The sequence below is a fragment of the Streptomyces milbemycinicus genome, assembly GCF_002154605.1.
Lineage (GTDB): Bacteria > Actinomycetota > Actinomycetes > Streptomycetales > Streptomycetaceae > Streptomyces > Streptomyces milbemycinicus.
The window spans coordinates 1-20,301 of the sequence record NZ_MUNE01000329.1 but is presented as its reverse complement, the minus strand read 5'-3'; the positions used below and the strand labels follow the sequence as shown (position 1 = coordinate 20,301).

17 protein-coding genes and 1 pseudogene are annotated in these 20,301 nt (G+C 70.9%); 12 read left to right on the top strand and 6 right to left on the bottom strand.

Annotated elements, in window-relative coordinates; all coding sequences use genetic code 11:
• The first annotated feature begins 108 nt into the window (after nt 1–108).
• The 9 genes from CCN51_RS25900 to CCN51_RS25860 all read left to right on the top strand — a co-directional run bounded on the left by CCN51_RS25900 (nt 109) and on the right by CCN51_RS25860 (nt 11,245).
• On the top strand, nt 109–1,044 hold the full coding sequence (locus CCN51_RS25900; RefSeq protein ID WP_014177250.1) for an N-acetylneuraminate synthase family protein: 936 nt from the start codon (nt 109–111) through the stop codon (nt 1,042–1,044).
• A 168-nt stretch (nt 1,045–1,212) separates the two neighbouring features.
• Nucleotides 1,213–2,247: a hypothetical protein gene (locus CCN51_RS25895; protein ID WP_055414218.1), complete on the top strand. Its 1,035-nt coding sequence runs from the start codon at nt 1,213–1,215 to the stop codon at nt 2,245–2,247.
• Nucleotides 2,248–2,496: 249 nt separating this feature from the next.
• Nucleotides 2,497–3,825, top strand: a complete 1,329-nt coding sequence (locus CCN51_RS25890; protein ID WP_014177248.1) for an amidohydrolase — start codon at nt 2,497–2,499, stop codon at nt 3,823–3,825.
• Nucleotides 3,826–3,991: 166 nt separating this feature from the next.
• A complete protein-coding gene (locus tag CCN51_RS25885; RefSeq protein WP_014177247.1) occupies nt 3,992–5,029 on the top strand; it encodes a BMP family lipoprotein in 1,038 nt (345 codons plus the stop codon).
• 193 nt (nt 5,030–5,222) lie between these two features.
• Nucleotides 5,223–6,797, top strand: a complete 1,575-nt coding sequence (locus CCN51_RS25880) for an ABC transporter ATP-binding protein (RefSeq protein WP_043490498.1) — start codon at nt 5,223–5,225, stop codon at nt 6,795–6,797.
• Nucleotides 6,794–8,170, top strand: coding sequence for an ABC transporter permease (locus CCN51_RS25875; RefSeq protein ID WP_014177245.1), 1,377 nt, complete (start codon nt 6,794–6,796; stop codon nt 8,168–8,170). Before CCN51_RS25880 ends, CCN51_RS25875 begins: the two co-directional genes overlap by 4 nt.
• A complete protein-coding gene (locus tag CCN51_RS25870) occupies nt 8,167–9,429 on the top strand; it encodes an ABC transporter permease (RefSeq protein WP_014177244.1) in 1,263 nt (420 codons plus the stop codon). The genes CCN51_RS25875 and CCN51_RS25870 overlap by 4 nt, the downstream gene beginning before the upstream one ends.
• Entirely contained in the window at nt 9,429–9,848 is a 420-nt protein-coding gene (locus tag CCN51_RS25865; protein WP_014177243.1) for a cytidine deaminase, read from the top strand. The genes CCN51_RS25870 and CCN51_RS25865 overlap by 1 nt, the downstream gene beginning before the upstream one ends.
• A gap of 116 nt (nt 9,849–9,964) precedes the next feature.
• Entirely contained in the window at nt 9,965–11,245 is a 1,281-nt protein-coding gene (locus CCN51_RS25860; protein ID WP_014177242.1) for a thymidine phosphorylase, read from the top strand.
• Nucleotides 11,246–11,372: 127 nt separating this feature from the next.
• Here CCN51_RS25860 and CCN51_RS25855 read toward each other — a convergent pair whose 3' ends face one another.
• Nucleotides 11,373–12,746: an MFS transporter gene (locus CCN51_RS25855; RefSeq protein WP_078610498.1), complete on the bottom strand. Its 1,374-nt coding sequence runs from the start codon at nt 12,744–12,746 to the stop codon at nt 11,373–11,375.
• Between the two features lie 35 nt (nt 12,747–12,781).
• On the opposite strand from CCN51_RS25855, the gene CCN51_RS25850 reads away from it, so the two are divergent.
• Nucleotides 12,782–13,825: a LysR family transcriptional regulator gene (locus CCN51_RS25850; protein WP_405383610.1), complete on the top strand. Its 1,044-nt coding sequence runs from the start codon at nt 12,782–12,784 to the stop codon at nt 13,823–13,825.
• 19 nt (nt 13,826–13,844) lie between these two features.
• On the opposite strand, the gene CCN51_RS25845 is transcribed toward CCN51_RS25850, so the two are convergent.
• Complete coding sequence (locus tag CCN51_RS25845) at nt 13,845–14,609, bottom strand: alpha/beta hydrolase (protein ID WP_078610496.1); 765 nt, start codon at nt 14,607–14,609, stop codon at nt 13,845–13,847.
• 126 nt (nt 14,610–14,735) lie between these two features.
• Between CCN51_RS25845 and CCN51_RS25840 the strand changes: the two genes are divergently transcribed.
• Together CCN51_RS25840 and CCN51_RS25835 are read left to right on the top strand one after the other, a co-directional pair.
• On the top strand, nt 14,736–15,902 hold the full coding sequence (locus CCN51_RS25840; RefSeq protein ID WP_014177238.1) for an adenosine deaminase: 1,167 nt from the start codon (nt 14,736–14,738) through the stop codon (nt 15,900–15,902).
• Between the two features lie 136 nt (nt 15,903–16,038).
• The gene (locus CCN51_RS25835) at nt 16,039–16,329 is read left to right on the top strand and encodes a hypothetical protein (RefSeq protein ID WP_014177237.1); all 291 of its coding nucleotides are present in this window, start codon (nt 16,039–16,041) and stop codon (nt 16,327–16,329) included.
• Nucleotides 16,330–16,411: 82 nt separating this feature from the next.
• Here CCN51_RS25835 and CCN51_RS25830 read toward each other — a convergent pair whose 3' ends face one another.
• The 4 genes and pseudogenes from CCN51_RS25830 to CCN51_RS25815 form a co-directional block, all read right to left on the bottom strand.
• Entirely contained in the window at nt 16,412–16,996 is a 585-nt protein-coding gene (locus CCN51_RS25830; protein ID WP_086860130.1) for a VanZ family protein, read from the bottom strand.
• Nucleotides 16,997–17,132: 136 nt separating this feature from the next.
• On the bottom strand, nt 17,133–17,732 hold the full coding sequence (locus tag CCN51_RS25825) for a hypothetical protein (RefSeq protein WP_014177235.1): 600 nt from the start codon (nt 17,730–17,732) through the stop codon (nt 17,133–17,135).
• The gene (locus tag CCN51_RS25820) at nt 17,729–19,273 is read right to left on the bottom strand and encodes a sensor histidine kinase (RefSeq protein ID WP_078610917.1); all 1,545 of its coding nucleotides are present in this window, start codon (nt 19,271–19,273) and stop codon (nt 17,729–17,731) included. Before CCN51_RS25820 ends, CCN51_RS25825 begins: the two co-directional genes overlap by 4 nt.
• A 199-nt stretch (nt 19,274–19,472) precedes the next feature.
• Nucleotides 19,473–20,112 (bottom strand): annotated as a pseudogene (locus tag CCN51_RS25815) (winged helix-turn-helix domain-containing protein).
• Nucleotides 20,113–20,301 lie beyond the last annotated feature (189 nt).

Genomic DNA, 20,301 nt, shown 5'->3' with positions numbered 1-20,301 from the left:
GCGCACGACGTCGTGCGCGGCGCCGCACGCGCGGTCACCTCCACCCCCGGAGGTGACGGTGCGATCCGCGAGATCGCCTCGTGGATTCTTGGAAAGGAACTGTCTTAAGTGAGCTCCAACAATCGCCTCCGTCAGCTCGGTGACAAGATCGCCGGCCCCGGCCACCCGGTCTACGTCACTGGTGAGATCGGCATCAACCACAACGGCGACCTGGAGAACGCGTTCAAGCTGATCGACGCTGCCGCCGACGCCGGCTGTGACGCGGTCAAGTTCCAGAAGCGCACCCCGGAGATCTGCACCCCGCGGGACCAGTGGGACATCGAGCGGGACACCCCCTGGGGCCGGATGACCTACATCGACTACCGGCACCGTGTCGAGTTCGGCGAGGACGAGTACCGCGCCATCGACGAGCACTGCAAGAAGCGCGGGCTCGCCTGGTTCGCCTCCCCGTGGGACACCGAGGCCGTCGCCTTCCTGGAGAAGTTCGACGTCCCCGCCCACAAGGTGGCCTCCGCGTCGCTCACCGACGACGAGCTGCTGCGCGCCCTGCGCGCGACCGGCCGCACGATCATCCTGTCGACGGGCATGTCCACCCCGAAGCAGATCCGCCACGCGGTGGAGGTGCTGGGCAGCGACAACATCCTGCTCTGCCACGCCACCTCGACGTACCCGGCCAAGGCCGAGGAGCTCAACCTGCGCGTGATCAACACGCTGCAGGCCGAGTACCCGAACGTGCCGATCGGCTACTCCGGCCACGAGACCGGTCTGCAGACCACCCTCGCCGCCGTCGCGCTCGGTGCGACCTTCATCGAGCGCCACATCACCCTGGACCGCGCGATGTGGGGCTCCGACCAGGCCGCCTCGGTCGAGCCGCAGGGCCTGCAGCGCCTGGTGCGCGACATCCGCACCATCGAGGAGTCGCTGGGCGACGGCGTCAAGAAGGTCTACGAGAGCGAGCTCGGGCCGATGAAGAAGCTGCGCCGGGTCGCGGGTGTCGTCGCCGAGGGCGAGACCTCCGCCGAGCGCGAGCCCGCCGGAGTCTGAGAGGCCAAGGAGCCGTCAGCCGTGAACTCACCGGCCGGTCAGCCCGGCCCACGCCCGGAAGCGGCGGGTCCCCGTGACTCCGCGGGGGCTGCGCGCCGCTTCCGGGCCCCGTCCCGGGACCGCGCCAAGCGCGTCGAGCGCCCCGGTCCCACCGGCCCCGGGGCCACCCTGGCCTTCGTCGAGAGCCCGGTTCAGCTGCTGAACGTCCTGGAGTGGGCGTATGCGGACGGGGGCGACCCCGAGGCGCTCACGGTCGTGGTGCTGTCGCCGCACGACCCGATGACGCGCGGCCAGCTGCGCCGGATGGCGGAGCTCGCGCGGGACGAGGGCATCGCGGTGCGGTGGGAGGAGGCGCGCGGCGGGGCGGGCGCGCCGCTCAAGACCATCGGGGGGCTGCGCGGTCCGCTGCGCCGCGCCGACCGGATCGTCATCGGCGATCCGTTCTCGCGCTATGTGCAGCTGCTGCTGATGCTCACCCGCGCCCAGGATCTGATCGTCGTCGACGACGGCACGGCCACCATGGAGTTCGTCTCCCAACTGGCCAGCGGTGAGCCCCTGGTGCGCTGGCACCGGCGGGGCACCGGCCGGGGCGCGCGCGAGATGGTGTTCGCGCCGGTGTCGGCGACCGCGCGCCGCCGGCTCACCCCGGGCGGCAACCGGCGGGTCGAGGTGTTCAGCTCGATGCCCGTCGAGCCGCCCGCCGGGGTGACCGTCACGGCCAACTCCTTCGCCTGGACCCGGGACCGCTTCGGCCCGCCCACGCTCACCCGCGGCACCGACCTGGTGGGCACGTCCCTGGTGGAGACCGGGGTGGTCGACCTGGAGCGCTATCTGGAGGCGGTGGCCTCCCTGGCCCGTACGCACGGGGCGACCCGCTACTTCGCGCACCGCCGCGAGAGCGCGGAGAAGCTGCACCGGGTCGCGGTCGAGATCGGGCTGGAGATCGTACGGCCGGATCTGCCGCTGGAGCTGATAGCCCGCCGTGGCCCCATCGGCCATACGATCGTCAGCTTCCCCTCGACCGTCGTGCATACGCTGCCGCTGGCGCTCGTGGGTACCGGGGTCAAGGTCGCGGTCTGCGATGTGGACCCCGCCTGGCTGCGGAGCGACGCTTCGCCGCGTGCCCAGGGGTTCCTGTCGGGGGTCACGGGCACGGCCCGGGATGCGCACCGGCTGCAGTCGATGCCCGCGGCCACGCCGTAAGCGGCCAGGAAGGGAGGGCCGCCGACCACATCCTGAGATGGTGGCGGCAACTTCCTGTCAGGGGTTCACCTGTACGCCATGTGGCGCTCGTCACTACCGGGCGGGGGTGAAGGGGCCTCTTATACCCCCTGACTAGGGAGATCATGCGCAAGGGGTGGCAGTTTCCTGTCCCCGAACGGGTTGAAGTTTTGTTGATCGACATCCGGTCGCCCCACCAGCCGTTCTACGCTTGATCGGGTGAAGCAATTGATGTCCCCCGAGACCGATTCCGTCACCGCTGAGGCCGAGGCTGTCGCCGCCCAGGCCCAGGCCCTCGCGCCCGAGACCGTCCCCGCAGACGCTCTTGCGCTGCCCGGCCGGCTCCCCGAGGAGCTGCGGACGGAACTGATCGCCTTCCGGCGGGACATCCACATGCACCCGGAGCTCGGCAACCGCGAGTTCCGCACCACCGCCGCCATCAAGGCGCGGCTGGAGCAGGCCGGTCTGGAGCCCCGCGTGCTGCCCGGCGGCACCGGCCTCATCTGCGACATCGGCACGGACGGCGGCACGGACGGCGGCACAGCGATCGGCACGGACGGCGGCGCGGGGGCCGGTACCGGCGACGCCGCGGCCCTGCCCATGCTGGCACTGCGCGCCGATATCGACGCGCTGCCCATCCCGGACACCAAGTCCGTGCCCTACCGCTCGACCGTCCCCGACCGCGCCCACGCCTGCGGCCATGACGTCCACACCACCGTCGTCCTCGGCGCCGGTCTGGTGCTGGCGGAGCTGGCCCGCGAGGGCCGGCTGCCGCGCCCCGTGCGGCTGCTGTTCCAGCCCGCGGAGGAGGTGCTGCCGGGCGGTGCGCCCGACGCGGTCGAGGCGGGTGTGCTGGACGGGGTCGGCCGGATCCTGGCGCTGCACTGCGACCCCAAGGTCGACGTGGGCCGGATCGGGCTGCGTATCGGCGCGATCACCTCCGCCTGCGACCGCCTGGAGGTCTCCCTCGACGGCGCGGGCGGCCACACCGCGCGCCCCCACCTCACCACCGATCTGGTGACGGCCGCCGCGAAGGTGATCACTGAGGTGCCCGCGGTGCTGTCCCGCCGGGTCGACACCCGCTCGGGCCTGGCCGTCACCTGGGGCCGGGTGGAGTCGGGCCACGCCTGCAACGTCATCCCGCAGCACGCCGAGCTGTCCGGCACCGTCCGCTGCCTGGACCTGCCCGCCTGGCGGGAGGCGCCCGATCTGGTGCATGCCGCGGTCGACGAGATCGCGACCCTGCACGGCGCCAAGTCGGAGATCAATTACGTCCGCGGGGTGCCGCCCGTGGTGAACGAGGAGAGCTCGGTCGAGCTGCTGCGCCGTGCGATGGAAACCCGCCGCGGATCGTATGCGGTGGAGGGCACAGAGCAGAGCCTCGGCGGCGAGGACTTCTCCTGGTACCTGGAGCGTGTGCCCGGCGCGATGGCGCGGCTGGGTGTCCGCAAGGTCGGTGACACGGCCCGGCGTGATCTGCATTGTGGCGATTTCGACGTGGATGAGGGGGCCATCGAGGTTGGCGTGGAGCTGTTCACCGCCGCTGCGCTGCTCGACTGAGCCGCGACTTTGCCGGAATGACATGTCCCGGAGACCCCCGGGACAAGTCAGATTCGCGACGATCCGATAACGGCTTCCGGACGCCCCTTTATCTGCCATCTACGCGCGTTACGATGCGGCGAAACCAGCGCCGATGGAGGCGCGCTCAAGCCGAAGGGGAACCCTCGTGCGCCGGGTATCCAGCATCGCCGTCGCGGGCATAGGCATCGCCGCCCTCGCGTTCACCACCACGGCCTGTGGTGGCAGTTCATCCGACTCCAAAAAGGATAAGGGCGTCGCCATCGCCTATGACGTCGGCGGCCGCGGCGACCAGTCCTTCAACGATGCCGCGTACGCGGGCTTCGTCAAGGCCAAGAAGGAACTGGGAGTCAAGGGCGACGACATCGAGCCGTCCGAGGGCGAGTCCGACGCCGACAAGGTGCAGCGCCTGACCGAGCTGGCCCGCGAGGGGCACAACCCGGTCATCGCCGTCGGGTTCGTCTACGCCCCGGCGGTGAAGGAGGTGGCGAAGAAGTACCCGAAGATCACCTTCGGCCTCGTCGACGATGACACCGTCCACATGAAGAACGTCGTGAACATGGTGTTCAACGAGGAGCAGGGCTCCTACCTGGCGGGTGTGGCGGCCGCCCTGACCACCAAGTCCAAGACGGTGGGCTTCGTCGGCGGTGTGGAGAACCCGCTGATCAAGAAGTTCGAGGCGGGTTACGTCCAGGGCGTCCACGACACCGACAAGTCGGTCAAGGTGAAGGTCCAGTACCTGACCCAGCCGCCGGACTACAGCGGCTTCAAGAAGCCCGACTCCGGCAAGGACACCGCCAACGGCCAGCTGGACGGGGGCGCGGACGTCATCTACCAGGCCGCGGGCGACTCCGGCAGCGGCGTCATCGAGGCCGCCGCCACGCGCGGCAAGTGGGCCATCGGCGTCGACAGCGACCAGTACACGCAGAAGGGCCTGGCCAAGTTCAAGAGCAAGATCCTGGCCTCGGCGACCAAGGCCGTCGACGAAGCCGTCTTCAACCTGGTCAAGTCCGTCAAGGACGGCAAGCCGGAGTCCGGCACGGTGCGCTACGGCCTCAAGACGGGCGGCGTCGGCCTGGCCGACTCCAACCCCGCGTACCAGAAGATGACCAAGGTCGTCGAGGCGGTCGAGACCGCGAAGAAGAAGATCATCAGCGGTGAGATCAAGGTCAAGACGACGCCGTAACGCGGCGTGCGATCTCTTGAACATCTGCTGAGTGCGTGCTGAGCATCTGCTGAGTAGATAAGCGGGGCCTGGGGAGGGAGCTTTGGGCACACCACCTCAGGTCCCGCTCGCTGTGCGGCCCATCGCCGCCCCGCACCACGCCACACCACGCCACGCCCCACCGCCGAGACTCCTTCTTCGAGGAGAGTGCGCCATCAACGCGTCCAGCAGTCCGCCCGCAGTAGAACTCAGCGGGATCACCAAACGTTTCCCCGGCGTCGTCGCCAACCACGACATCCACATCGCCGTCCGCAAGGGCACCGTGCACGCGATCGTCGGTGAGAACGGCGCGGGCAAGTCCACCCTGATGAAGACCCTCTACGGCATGCACAAGCCGGATGAGGGGACCATCGCGGTCGATGGCGAAGAGGTCTCCTTCCACAGCCCCGCCGACGCCATCGCCCGCGGCCTGGGCATGGTGCACCAGCACTTCATGCTCGCCGACAACCTCACCGTCCTCGAGAACGTCGTGCTCGGCGCCGAGAAGCTGTACGGCATCGGCGCCAAGGCCCGTGCGAAGATCAAGGAGATCTCGGACGCGTACACCCTCGGGGTGCGCCCCGACGTCCTCGTCGAGGACCTGGGCGTGGCCGACCGGCAGCGCGTGGAGATCCTGAAGGTCCTCTACCGGGGCGCCCGGACGCTGATCCTGGACGAGCCGACCGCCGTGCTGGTCCCGCAGGAGGTCGAGGCGCTCTTCGACAACCTCCGCGAGCTCAAGGCGGAGGGACTGACCGTCATCTTCATCTCGCACAAGCTCGGCGAGGTGCTGTCCGTCGCGGACGACATCACCGTCATCCGGCGCGGCACCACGGTCGGCTCCGTCGTCCCCTCCGAGGTCACCGCGCGGCAGCTGGCCGAGATGATGGTCGGCAGCGAACTGCCCTCGCCCGAGACGCGCGAGTCCACCGTCACCGAAGTGCCGATGCTCCAGGTCGAGAGGGTGACGCTGACCACGCAGAACGCCGAGGACGGCGCCCGCACCGTGCTGGACGACATCACCTTCACCATCCGCAAGGGCGAGGTGCTGGGCCTGGCCGGGGTCGAGGGCAACGGCCAGACCGAGCTGATCGACGCCCTGATCGGCACCCGCAAGCCCGACGACGGCACCATCCTCCTCGGCGAGGAGGACATCACCGGCTGGCCCACCCGGCGGCGCCGCGAGGGCGGCGTCGGCTATATCCCCGAGGACCGGCACCGCCACGGCCTGCTGCTGGAAGCGCCGCTGTGGGAGAACCGCATCCTCGGGCATGTCACCGAGCGGCCCAACACCAAGGGCAAGGGCGGCTTCTGGCTCGACCTGAAGGGCGCGCGGGCGGACACCGAGCGGATCGTCGCCGAGTACGACGTGCGCACCCCTGGCATCGAGGTCACCGCGGCCTCGCTGTCCGGCGGCAACCAGCAGAAGCTCATCGTGGGGCGGGAGATGAGCCACCGCCCGCGGCTGCTCATCGCCGCGCATCCCACGCGCGGCGTGGACGTCGGCGCGCAGGCGCAGATCTGGGACCAGATCCGCGAGGCGCGCCGGGAGGGCCTGGCCGTGCTGCTGATCTCCGCCGACCTGGACGAGCTGATCGGGCTGTCCGACACCCTGCGGGTCATCTACCGCGGCCGGCTGGTCGCGGACGCGGACCCGGCGACGATCACCCCCGAGGAGTTGGGCTCGGCCATGACCGGCGCGGCCACGGGCCATCTGGAGCACCCCGCCGAGGAGGGGGCGGCGCGATGAAGAACACCGACGAGGCGGAGCCGATGAACGGCGACGCGAAGAACGGCGGCAGCGCGGGCACGACCGGCGACGCCCCGGACAAGTCCGGCGACGGCCTGAACGAATCCGGGCGTACGCCCACCAAGTCCGGCAGCCCGGCCGACAGCCCGGCCGACAGCCCGGCCAAGTCCGGCAGCCCGGCCGGCAGCCCCGCCGACAGCCCGGCCAAGACCAGCAGCGCCGCGGGCAGTGCCGCCAAGTCCGGTGGCTCCGCGGGCAAGAGGTTCAGCCGTGACCGGCTGCTGCTGGCAGTGGCCGGCCCGGTGCTGGCCCTGGTCGTGGCGGTGCTGCTGACCTCCGGAGTGCTGCTCGCCTCGGGCAAGAGCCCGTTCGAGCCGTACCAGCTGATGCTCGAATACGCGGGCAACGCCGATATCCAGGTGCTCATCGTCAACCAGGCGAGCTCCTACTACCTGGCGGCCCTCGCGGTGGCGATCGGCTTCCGGATGAATCTGTTCAACATCGGCGTGGACGGCCAGTACCGGGTCGCGGCGATGGCCGCGGCCCTGGTCGGCGCCAATGTCGATCTTCCCGGCCCGCTGAGCATCGCGCTGATCGTGATCGTCGCCATGCTGGTGGGCGCCTTCTGGGCGGGCATCGCGGGCATCCTCAAGACCACCCGCGGCGTGAGCGAGGTCGTCTCCACGATCATGCTCAACGCGATCGCCACCAGCTTGATCGCGTATCTGATCCTGCCCGAGCAGTTCGGTGTGCAGCCCAAGGGCAGCAACAACCTCACCACCGGCGACCTGCCCGAGTCCTCCTGGTTCCCGGGCCTCCACGTCAGCGATGTGGCCGGTGACATCTACGGCTTCGTGTTCGTGGCGATCGGCTGCGGCGTGGCGTACTCGCTGGTGCTGGGCCGCACCCGATTCGGCTTCGACCTGCGCGCCACCGGCGCCAGCGAGAGCGCGGCGGCCGCCAGCGGCGTCGACGCCAAGCGCATGGTGCTCACCAGCATGCTGATCTCCGGCGCCGTGGCGGGCCTGGCGGGCATGCCCGTGCTGCTCGGCGACTCGCATACGTACAGCCTGAACTTCCAGACCGGCATCGGCTTCACGGGCATCACCATCGCCCTCCTCGGCCGCAACAACGCGGTCGGCATCGCCTTCGGCGCGCTGCTGATCGCGTTCCTCGACAAGGCGTCCCAGACGCTGGACTACAACGGCTACGAGAAGGAGATCGCCACGATCATGCAGGGCCTGATCGTGATCTCCGTGGTCGTCTCCTACGAAACCGTGCGCCGGTACGCCCTGCGCCGCCAGCAGCGGAAGGTCGGCGAGGAACTGGCCGCCGCGGCCCGTACGACGACCCGCGAGGAGGTGCCGGCGTGAGTACGGCTACGACCACCACCGCGACCGACAAGCCGCAGCCGCGGAAGCCGGTACGCCAGAAACTGTCCCTGCCCGTCGTTCTGCTGATCGTCGCGGGCGCCCTGGTCCTGGTCTCGGTGGTCCGGCTGATCACCGGGGCCGACGACATCACCTCGGTGGGCCAGGTGTCGGGCGCGCTGGAGCTCGCCATCCCCATCGGGCTGGCCGGGCTCGGCGGCCTGTGGGCGGAGCGGGCCGGCGTGGTCAACATCGGCCTCGAGGGCATGATGATCCTCGGCACCTGGCTCGGCGCCTGGGCGGGCTACCAGTGGGGGCCGTGGGTCGGGGTGCTGTTCGGCATCCTCGGCGGCGCGATCGGCGGGCTGCTGCACGCCGTCATCACGGTGACGTTCGGCGTCAACCACATCGTGTCCGGCGTGGCGATCAACATCCTCGCCGTCGGTGCCACCCGCTATCTGTCCAACTTCACCTTCCTCGAGTCGTCGGGGTCCGCCCGGAAGTCGCCGTCCATCGACCCGATCACCCAGATCACCGTGCCCGGGCTGTCGGACGCGATGAAGACACTCAACGGCAAACACTGGTTCCTGGTCTCCGACCTGGCGGGGCTCGTCGGCGGCGTGGTGACGGAGCTGTCGCTGCTCACCGTCGTGGCGCTGCTGCTGATCCCGGTCACCTGGTGGGTGCTGTGGCGCACCGCGTTCGGCCTGCGGCTGCGGTCCTGCGGCGAGAACCCGGTGGCGGCGGAGTCGCTGGGTGTCAACGTCTACCGGTACAAGTACCTGGCCGTGATCATCTCCGGCGGGTTCGCCGGGCTCGGCGGCGTCTTCCTGGCCGAGGTGGCCTCCAACCTCTACCAGGAGGGCCAGACCGGAAACCGCGGCTATATCGGCCTGGCCGCGATGATCTTCGGTAACTGGATGCCCGGCGGTCTTGCCATGGGCGCGGGCCTGTTCGGCTACACCGACAGCCTCAACCTGCGCTCCGGCGGCACGAACGTGCACGCGCTGCTGCTGTTCCTGGTGGCCGTGCTCGCGCTGGTCGCGCTGTGGCAGCTGTACCGGAAGAAGTACCTGGCCGCGGCCATCGGCGCGGCGTTCTCAGCGCTGCTGCTGGTCTGGTATTCGCTGACCAAGGAGGTGCCGAGCCAGTTCGTGACCGCGGCACCGTACATCGCCACGCTGCTGGTACTGGCGCTGTCCGCACAGCGGCTGCGCGCGCCCAAGGCGGTGGGGCTGCCCTACCACAAGGGAGGCGGATGATGACCACGGGCGCGACCCCGACCGCGAGCGCGCCGGTCGACTGGGAAGCGCTGCGCGCACAGGCCCGGGGCGTGATGTCCCGGGCCTACGCCCCGTACTCCCGCTACCCCGTGGGCGCCGCCGCGCTGGTCGACGACGGCCGCACGGTGACCGGCTGCAATGTGGAGAACGCGGCGTACGGCGTCGCGCTGTGCGCCGAATGCGGTCTGGTCTCCGCCCTGTTCGCCTCGGGCGGTGGCCGGCTGACCGCGTTCACCTGCTGCGACGGCCACGGCGCGGTGCTGATGCCCTGCGGCCGCTGCCGCCAGCTGCTGTGGGAACACGGCGGCCCGGAGCTCCAGGTGGACACCGCCTCAGGCATCCGCCCGCTCGCCGAACTCCTCCCGGACGCGTTCGGTCGCAACGACCTGGAACGCTGAGCGTCTCCCTCTGAAAGGCCCGTACCTCACCATGGACGCCATCACCGACGGGCATCTTCGCAACCCAGAGCGCCCGGCGCGCTGAGCGTCTCCCTCTGAAAGGCCCGTACCTCACCATGGACGCCATCACCGTCATCCGCGCCAAACGCGACGGCGGCCGTCTCACCGACGCCCAGATCGACTGGATCATCGACGCCTATACGCGCGGTGAGGTCGCCCACGAGCAGATGTCCGCGCTCGCGATGGCGATCTACCTCAACGGCATGGACCGTGCGGAGATCGCCCGCTGGACCGCCGCGATGATCGCGTCCGGCGAGCGCATGGACTTCTCGTCCCTAGCGCGCCCGACCGCCGACAAGCACTCGACCGGCGGCGTGGGCGACAAGATCACGCTGCCGCTGGCCCCGCTGGTGGCCGCCTGCGGCGCGGCCGTACCGCAGCTGTCCGGGCGCGGTCTCGGCCACACCGGCGGCACGCTCGACAAGCTGGAGTCCATCCCGGGCTGGCGGGCGCGGCTCTCCGGCGAGGAGATGCTGCGGGTGCTCGAAGACGTCGGCTCCGTCATCTGCGCGGCAGGCGAGGGGCTGGCGCCCGCGGACCGCAAGCTGTACGCGCTGCGCGATGTGACCGGGACCGTGGAGTCGATCCCGCTCATCGCGAGCAGCATCATGTCGAAGAAGATCGCCGAGGGTACGGGCTCGCTGGTGCTGGACGTGAAGGTCGGCTCCGGCGCCTTTATGAAGGACCTGGCCTCGGCGCGGGAGCTGGCCGCCACCATGGTGGGCCTGGGCACCGACCACGGGGTCCGTACGGTCGCCCTGCTCACCGGCATGGCCACCCCGCTCGGCCGCACCGCCGGCAACGCCCTCGAGGTCCGCGAGTCCGTGGAGGTCCTGGCGGGCGGCGGCCCGGCCGACGTCGTCGAGCTCACCCTCGCCCTCGCCCGCGAGATGCTGGACGCGGCGGGCCTGCCGGACGCCGATCCGGCCAAGGCCCTCGCCGACGGCTCCGCGATGGACCACTGGCGCCGCATGATCGCCGCCCAGGGCGGCGACCCGGACGCGCCGCTGCCCGTAGCCCGCGAACAGCACGTCGTGACTGCCGAGTCGACCGGGGTGCTGACCGGCTTGGACGCATACGCGGTCGGCGTCGTCGCCTGGCGTCTTGGCGCGGGCCGGGCCCGTAAGGAGGACCCGGTGCAGGCGGGGGCGGGCGTGGAGATCCACGCCAAGCCGGGGGATGCGGTACGGGCGGGCGATCCGCTGCTGACGCTGCACACGGACACGCCTGAGAAGTTCGACTACGCGCTTGAGGCGCTGGCGGGGGCGGTGAGCTACGCCCCGCCGGGGACGGAGTTCACGCCCGAGCCGATCGTTCTGGACCGCATCGCGCGGTAAGGAAAACGACAGACGGGCGAAGGGGCCGCTCCGCCGGGACAGTGGCGGAGCGGCCCCTTCGGGCTCTGTGTTTCTTCTCAGGTGTCAGGGTTTCTTCTCAGGTGTCAGGTCTTTCGGGCGCCGGCCGTTACGCCTGTGCGGCCAGCCGACGCATGCCCTGCGTGGTCTCGTTGGAGGATGCGCGCTCGGACTGCTGCGCCGACCGGGCGACGATCTCCGCGCGCCGCTCGGCCAGCGCCTTCCGCGTCGCGTAGAGCGTGATCGCCGCCGCACCGGCCACGGCCACAAGACCGAGCACGACCGTGCCGCTCCAGCCGGCCGCGTGGAAGGCCAACGCGCCGAGGGTGCCGCCGACGCTGCTGCCGACGTAGTACGCGGTCTGGTAGAGCGCCGAGGCCTGGGCGCGCCCGGTCTTGGCGGCCCGGCTGACCGAGGAGGAGGCCACGGCGTGGCCCGCGAAGAAGCCCGCGGTGATCAGCACCAGGCCCAGCACCACCGCCACCAGCGAGTCGCCGAGGCTCAGCAGCAGCCCGGCCGTCGTGGTGGTGACCGCCACGTACAGCGCGCCGCGCCGGCCCAGCCGGCCGACCAGCTTTCCGGCCGCCGCGGAGGAGGCCGTACCGACCAGGTAGATCAGGAAGATCGAACCGACCAGGGACTGCGAGAGGTTGAAGGGCTCGGCGACCAGGCGGTAGCCGATGACCGTGTAGACACCGCCGAAGACGGTCATGAACAGCGCGCCGATCGCGTACAGCCTGCGCAGCAGCGGATCGGACAGATGCCCGCCGCAGGTGCGGGCCAGGGCGCGCGGGCTGACCGCGGACGGGGTGAAGTGGCGCGCTTTGGGCAGCAGCAGCCGGAAGGCGATCGCGCAGACCAGCGACAGTACGCCGACCGTGGCCAGCGATACGCGCCAGCCCCAGCCGTCGGCGACCCAGCCGGTGAGCAGCCGGCCGGTCATACCGCCGAAGCTGTTGCCCGCCACGAACAGGCCGATGGTGCCGATGAGGGAGGAGGGGCGGACCTCCTCCGAGAGGTAGGCCATCGCGGAGGCGGGGATACCGGCGATCGCGGCACCCTGGACGGCGCGCAGCGCGATCAGCCAGCCCAGGTCCGGGGCGAAGGGCACCGCGAGGCCGACCGCGACGGCGACGGCGAGCGAGCCGGTCATCATGGCGCGGCGGCCGAAGCGCTCGGACAGGGCGCTGAGCGGGAGCACCGCGAGGGCCAGCGCGAGGGTGGCCGCGGAGACCGTCCAGCTCGCCTGGTCGGGCTGGACGTCGAGGTCAGCCGAGATCGCGGGCAGCAGTGCCTGGGTGGAGAAGAGAAGGGCGAACGTCGCAAGACCGGCGGCGAAGAGCGCGAGTCGCATCCGGCCGAAGCCGGGGTCTCCGGGGCTCATTCGGTCGGGGGTCATCTGAGCAGGGGTCTGAGCAGGGGCCGTCTTGACGGAGGCGTCCACAGGGGTTCCGGTGGACGCCTCGGTATCAGCAGGAGGCATGTCTCGACCGTATGTGGCCCCTTTTGATGCGTCCAATGCACGGAATTGCCATAATCGATGCTGTGGAGCATCAGCCGAGGTCAGCGAGATCATTGTCGCGCCCCCGCAATGAAAAAGACATTCCCGTGACAAACGGGTCCCAGGCCGTCGATCGCATCATGGCCGAGTTCGAGGCCGACTCCTGGGCCGCGTCCCTCACGCCCCGCCTCGTGCAGTTCGCGGCGGTGGCCCGCCACGAGCACGTCACCCGGGCCGCGCAGTGGCTCGGCGTACCCCAGTCGACACTCAGCCGGGCGATGGTACGCCTCGAAGCGGACCTGGGCGTAGCCCTGTTCGCCCGCCGCGGCCGCACCGTCGCGCTCACCCCCGCCGGGCGTACGTTCCTGCGCGCGGTGGAACGGGCGCTCACCGAGGTCGAGCGCGCCGCCGAGACCGTACGAGCCGACGCCGACCCCGCCGCGGGCAAGATCGCCTTCGGCTTTCTGCACACGCTCGGCCCGGAGACCGTACCGGGTCTGATCCGCGCCTTCCGGGTCGACCATCCGCGCGTGCGCTTCCAGCTCGTCCAGAGCTACGGCGAGGCGATGATCGAGCGGATGCGCACCGGCGACCTCGACCTCTGCCTCACCTCACCCGTCCCCGAGGCCCCGGACCTGGTCGCGCGCCGCCTCGACGAGCAGCGGCTGCGCCTGGTGGTGCCCGACGACCACCGGCTCGCCGACCGTAAGCGGATCCGGCTGGCCGAGGCCGCCACGGAGCTCTTCGTCACCCTCGAACCGGGCTACGGGCTGCGGCGCATCACCGACGCGCTGTGCGCCGAGGCGGGCTTCAAGCCGAAGATCGCCTTCGAGGGGGAGGAGGCAGAGACCCTGCGCGGCCTGGTGGCCGCCGGGTTCGGAGTGGCGCTGCTGCCGCCCCCGGCGGTGCCGCGCCCCGGGGTGGCCGAGCTGACCGTGACGGCCCCGCGGGCGGTCCGCGAGATCGGCGTCGCCTGGCTCGACGGCCACCCGGACACCGCGCCGGTCGCGGCCTTCAAACGCTTCCTGCTCAGCCGCCGCGGACAACTCCTGCCCAGGTGAGGCTCGACGCTGCCGGGGCTCACCCCGGCAGCGTCGAGCCGAACCCCGCCGCCAGCGGCATGCGCAGCCCCAGCGGTGGCGGGGCCGCGAGCGCGTCCTCGACCGGGCGGGAGAAGCCGTGGTCGAAGAGCGAGCCGAGCAGGAAGTCGGCGGCCAGCGCCTGTACTTCGGAGCGGTGGTGGTGCATGCCGTGGCCGTCCGCGTGGACCTCGAAGCGGCACACATCCCGGTTGGCCTTCTTGGCCCGCTCCGCGAGCCGGTACGACAACTCGGGGTCGACCCGCTGGTCGTTCGTCCCGTGGGCGATCAGCACCTGCCGCCCGACGAGCTGCTTGACCGGCTCGGGCTCCAGTGCGGACTCGGCCGGCGGCAGCCACGGGGCCAGCGCGACCACCGAGACGACGGCGTCGTGTCCGGCGGCGCGCAGGGCGGCGCGGGCGCCCATGCCGTGACCGACCAGGCACACCGGCACATCGCCGTAGCGCCGTATCACCTCGTCCACCGCCCACCCGGCGTCCGCGGCGGGGTCGGCCGCGGTGTCGTTCCAGCCGCGGTGGCGGTAGTGGACGACATGGGCGGTCAGCCCTTCGGCGCGGCCCGCCCGGACCAGCCGCCGGGCCAGGGGCAGCACCGCGGCCACCGACAGCCGCGAGGGCCGTCCGGTGCCGGTCTCCGGACCCCCGGGGAGCAGTAACACCACGCCGTGCACGGTCTCTTGTGCGGCGGCCGCACCTTTCGGCCGCCCCAGCCGGGCGCCCCGCTCGGGCAACGCTTGCTGAGCCATGGCGACACGATCGCAGAAGGAGCGGTGTACTCCACCACTCGTGCGGGTCACTGTTGCATATCTATCGGGGCCACGCGGCGGAGCCGCACATGACACGATCTACGCGCGTAGGGGTATGGTGCGCAGATGACGAGCGAGTACCAGGACCGCCCCACCCCCGAGCAGATCCGCCGCGCCCCGAAGGTGCTGCTGCACGACCACCTCGACGGCGGGCTGCGCCCCGCCACCGTCGTCGACCTCGCCCTGGAGACGGGCTATGACGGGCTGCCGAAGAGCGATCCGGCGGAGCTCGGCCGCTGGTTCCGCGAGGCCGCCGACTCCGGTTCGCTCGAGCTCTACCTGGAGACCTTCGCGCACACCTGCGCCGTCATGCAGACCCGCGACGCGCTGTTCCGGGTCGCCGCCGAATGCGCCGAGGACCTGGCCGAGGACGGGGTCGTCTACGCGGAGGTGCGCTACGCCCCTGAGCAGCATCTGACCCGGGGGCTGACCCTGGAGCAGGTCGTGGAGGCGGTCAACGAGGGCTTCCGGGAAGGGGAGCGGCGGGCCCGGGAGAAGGGTCTGCGTATCCGCGTCGGCGCCCTGCTCACCGCGATGCGCCACGCCGCCCGCGCCCTGGAGATCGCCGAACTCGCCAACAGCTACCGCGACCACGGCGTCGTCGGCTTCGACATCGCGGGCGCCGAGGCGGGCTACCCGCCCACCCGCCACCTCGACGCCTTCGAATATCTCAAGCGGGAGAACAACCACTTCACGATCCACGCGGGTGAGGCCTTCGGGCTGCCCTCCATCTGGCAGGCGCTCCAGTGGTGCGGCGCCGACCGGCTCGGCCACGGCGTCCGCATCATCGACGACATCGAGGTGGCGGACGACGGGAGCGTGACCCTCGGCCGGCTCGCCTCGTACGTCCGGGACAAGCGCATCCCGCTGGAGCTGTGCCCGACCTCGAACCTCCAGACCGGCGCGGCCCGTTCGTATGCCGAGCACCCCATCGGGCTGCTGCGCCGACTGCAATTCCGGGCGACCGTGAATACGGATAATCGTCTGATGAGCGGCGCAAGCATGAGTGATGAATTCGAGCACCTCGTTTCGACGTTCCACTACACGCTCGACGACATGCAATGGTTTACGGTCAATGCAATGAAATCGGCGTTCATTCCTTTTGATGAACGTCTGGCGATGATCAATGACGTGATCAAGCCCGGGTATGCCGAATTGAAGTCCGAATGGCTGTTCCGTCAGATGGCCTCAGCATCGCCCCTGACCAGGTGGTCTCACGTCGAGGGCGGCTGATCTCGCGGAGCGGGAAGCGGGCGGGGATAAACGGCCGGAAGGCAAGTGGAGGGCGCTTTTCCGGGTTTGCGGAAGGCCGAAATCCATGGCTACGTTGCCGTACCGGTCAAGCCCCCGTCTCAAGGACAGATTTCTGATGAAGCAGGGAACCATCAAGACCCTCGGCGCCATTGCCCTCGGTGCGGTCGCCGTCATTGCCGGAGGCGGCACCGCGGCTGCGGCCGGCAACGCTCCGGTCGGGCCCGCAAGCCCCGGAATGGGCGCCGGGCAGGCGAAGGCGGCCGTCGGGCAGGGGCCCGCACCCGCACCCGGGCCCCAGGCCCAGGCCCCGCGGCCGGGTCAGCCCGGCCCCAACAAGACCTTGTTGGACAACCTCCCCCTCCCCGCCAACGCCCTGAAGACCGGCGGTCTGCCGGTGCTGGGCTGACCTCCGTAGTGTCGGGCAGTGGGGCCCGCACACCCGAGCAGGGTGTGCGGGCCCCACTGTGTGCTGCCGCATGGTTCTGCGCCTACGGTGCGACCCCGACGCTGTGGACGGAACGGGCCACGGCCTGGGTGCCGCCCCCGGCCCGTTCCCCTTCGCGGCCCTCGTCGCCCTCGTCCCGGGAGAGGGCGGCGGCCCGCCGCCGGTCCGTCCGCCGGCGGAGCCACGACCGTGTGGCGGGGACCACCGCGAGATGCGCCAGCGCGACGCCCGCCGTGTTGAGCAGCACCGTGTCGACGTTCATGATCTGGCCGGTCAGCTCGCTGTGCACCAGCGCCATCGTCAGCGAGACCATCGCGCCGGTGAAGACCGTACGGACGAACGAGGCGAGCGGGTAGACCGTCACCCGGCCCCCCGCCAGCGGCAGCAGCACACCCAGCGGGGCGAGCAGCAGCAGCCCGCCGCCGATGCTGCGGGTGGCCTCCCAGGGGCCGAGCGCCAGATCGGCGCGGATGGTGGCCAGCGGCTCCAGGGTTACGGCGGTCACCCAGGGCGCGGACAGGGGGCGCAGGGTCAGCCAGCACACATACGCGAGATGTGCGGCGAGGAGGACGAATCCCGCGGCGCGGAAGCGGAAGGCGGCCCTGCGGCCGGAACCATGACCCTGCACGACTCTCAGGACGCCTGTTGCGGGGGTCGCGGTTCCGGCTGAGTCGCGCTGGTGAGAAACGGGTTACCGGTGAGTCGGCCAGGAGCGGGAAGCAGGGCGGGAACGCGGGCCAGTCGCCACGCGGGGGCGCAGAGCGTCAGGAGACGAGTACTCCCGAGGTGACCGCGATCTCGGGGTGGCGGCGCATCTCTCCCGTGCACTCGTACCGTCTGAGCGGATCCCGGTCGGCGTCCGGGCCGCCGAGCACCACCCGGTGCCTGGAGTCCGCCACGGTGGTCTCCGTGAAGGTGCAGACGATCTGCGCGAGCGCGTACGACTGCAGCTCCTCCGGCAGCCGGTTCAGCCGCAGCGCACCGTCCGGATCGTCCTTGGCCGGTCCGGAGATCCGCACCCAGTCCTCCACCGCGGTGGAGAACCCCGCCTCCTCCTCGGCCCTCGTCGGCGGGTCCTGCAACTGCTCCAGCAGCGCGCGGGCCACCTGCAGCGGCTCGGGCGTCTTCTCGTCCGTCAGCCGCGCCGACCGGCTCACCGAGAGGATCCGCGAGTTGCAGATCAGATAGATCCGTACGGTGACCCGGCCCGCCCCCTCGGCCGACCGGCCCGGTTCGGGCGCCTGACACGACGCACGCGAGGGGGCCGGGCCCGCGTCCACCGGCACCGACGTACCGCGGATGCCGCACCCGGAGGCCAGCAGTGCCACCGCCCCGAGCAGCGCCCCCGCCGCTCGCCGCCTCATCGCTCGCTCCCCTCGTCCGGGCCGCCCTGGCCACCCTGGCCGCCCTGGCCACCCTGCCGGTCGCCACCCTCGCCGCCGGCCTGGCCACCACCTGGGCCGCTGCCCTGGCCGCCGTCCTGGTCCGGTTCGCTGAGCCGTGAGGCGTCCATGGGCAGCCGCAGCGTGAAGACGGCTCCGCCGTCGGGATGGTTGTCCGCGGTGATCTCGCCGCCGTGGATATGCGCGTTCTCCAGCGCGATCGACAGGCCGAGGCCGCTGCCCTCCGACCGGGGCCTGGAGGCGCTGGCCTTGTAGAAGCGGTCGAAGACATGCGGAAGCACATCCTCGGGGATGCCCGGGCCGTGGTCCCGGACCCGGATCAGCAGATCGTCGTCCTCGGGCCGCACCGAGACCCGTACCGGCGAGCCGCCGTGCTTGAGGGCGTTCCCGATCAGGTTGGCGAGGATGACGTCCAGCCGCCGGGGGTCGAGCCGGGCCATGATGCCGCGCTCCGCGTCGAGCTCGACCGCGTCCAGCCAGGCCCGGGCGTCGATGCAGGCCGTCACCTGGTCCGCGACATCGACGTCGTCCAGGACCAGCCGGGCCGTGCCCGCGTCGAAGCGGGTCACCTCCATCAGGTTCTCCACCAGGTCGTTCAGCCGCCGCGTCTCGCTGACCACCAGCTGCACCGCCGGGGCGATCATCGGGTCGAGCGCGTCGGTCTCCTCCTCCAGCACCTCCGTCACCGCCGTGATCGCGGTGAGCGGGGTACGCAGCTCATGCGACATGTCCGCGACGAAGCGGCGGCTGGACGCCTCCCGTGCGCTCAGCTCCTCCACCCGCTTCTCCAACCGCTCCGCGGCCCGGTTGAAGGTACGGGAGAGATTGGCGAGCTCATCGGTGCCGGAGACCTCGAGCCGGGTGTCGAGATGCCCCTCGCCCAGCCGGTGCGCCGCCTCTCCCAGCCGCTGCACCGGCCGCAGCACGGTGGCCGCGGCGGCCTGGGCGAGCAGCGCGGAGCCGATCAGCGCCAGGGCGGTGGCGATGCCCAGGGACCAGGCCAGAGAGTTGAGGTCCTGGCGCTCGGTCTCCAGGGACTTGAGCATGTAGCCGGTCGGCCCGCCGCCGTTCACCCGGGCCCCGGCGATCAGATACGGGGTGCCCTTCAGCGTGATCCGCTGCCAGTAGAGGTGATACGGGGAGGTATTGGAGCCCGCGACGGCGCGTTTCTTGTCGACCGCGCTCCGCAGCGTCTCCGGCACCGTCTTCAGCGTCAACAGATCGTCCGCGGAGGCCGCGGTGCACGGACCGCCGCCCTCGGTCCGGGCGATCAGCAGCACCTCGTACTTCTGGGAGTTGTCCGCCATCCGATCCGCGGCGTCCTGCAATTCGGGACAGGTCGGCACGGCGGGCAGCGGGTCGGTGGCCTCCTTCAGCGACTTGCTGAAGTCGTCCAGCGCGGCGTCCTGGGTGCGCGTGAGCACCGCGTCACGATTCAGCCAGTACGCGATCGCCGACGCGGACACGGCGGCTGCCAGCGCCACCAGACCGAAGACGAGCATCAGCCGCAGCCGCAGGCTCAGCCACCGCAAAAGCCCCGCGGCCCAGCCACGCGCCCGGCTGGGCTTCTCTTCCCCGGCTACCGCTGGGTGGTGCCCCCTCACCGCGCTCAATGCTTCGCTTCCCCGCCCCCCGCGGCGCCCGCGGTCGGGCGGCACGCGGCGTCCAGCGGCCCGGGCCGCTCAGCCATCGCCTGTCCGCTCACTGTGGCGCGTCCAGCCGGTATCCGACCCCACGCACCGTACGGATCAGCGTCGGGGACGACGGTACGTCCTCCACCTTCGCGCGCAGTCGCTGTACGCAGGCGTCGACCAGCCGGGAGTCACCGAGATAGTCGTGCTCCCACACCAGCCGCAGCAGCTGCTGCCGCGACAGCGCCTGCCCCGGTCTGCGGCTCAGCTCCAGCAGCAGCCGCAGCTCAGTGGGGGTGAGCTGGAGATCCTGGCCGTTCTTGGTCACGGTCATGGCGGCGCGGTCGATGACCAGAGAGCCGAACGACGCCGAGTCATTGGCCTCCCGCTCACCGCGGCGCAGCACCGCGCGGATCCGGGCGTCGAGCACCCGCCCCTGCACGGGCTTGACCACATAGTCGTCCGCGCCCGACTCCAGCCCGACCACGACGTCGATGTCATCGCTCCGCGCGGTCAGCAAGATGATCGGCAGCTGGTCGGTGCGCCGGATACGGCGGCACACCTCGAAGCCGTCGATGCCGGGCAGCATCACATCCAGNNCCGTCCTCGCCGGTCGCCGCCGTCGCCACGCGGTGGCCCTGGCGGGACAGGGAGAGTTCGAGGGCCGTGCGGATGGCGTCGTCGTCCTCGATCAGCAGAAGGAAAGGCACGTTGGTCATTCTGGCCTACAAGGGGCCTGTAGTTCGACCGTCAGGCGACCAGGAGGTTCATTCACCCCCTACCCCTGTGACGAGCCTGTGACAGTCGGCAGACAGGGCCATGAAACTGGCCCGGCAATCTTTTGGGCACCGGGAGGAACGAAGACCCGGGAAGCACAGGGAACCGAGCAAGCTCTACCG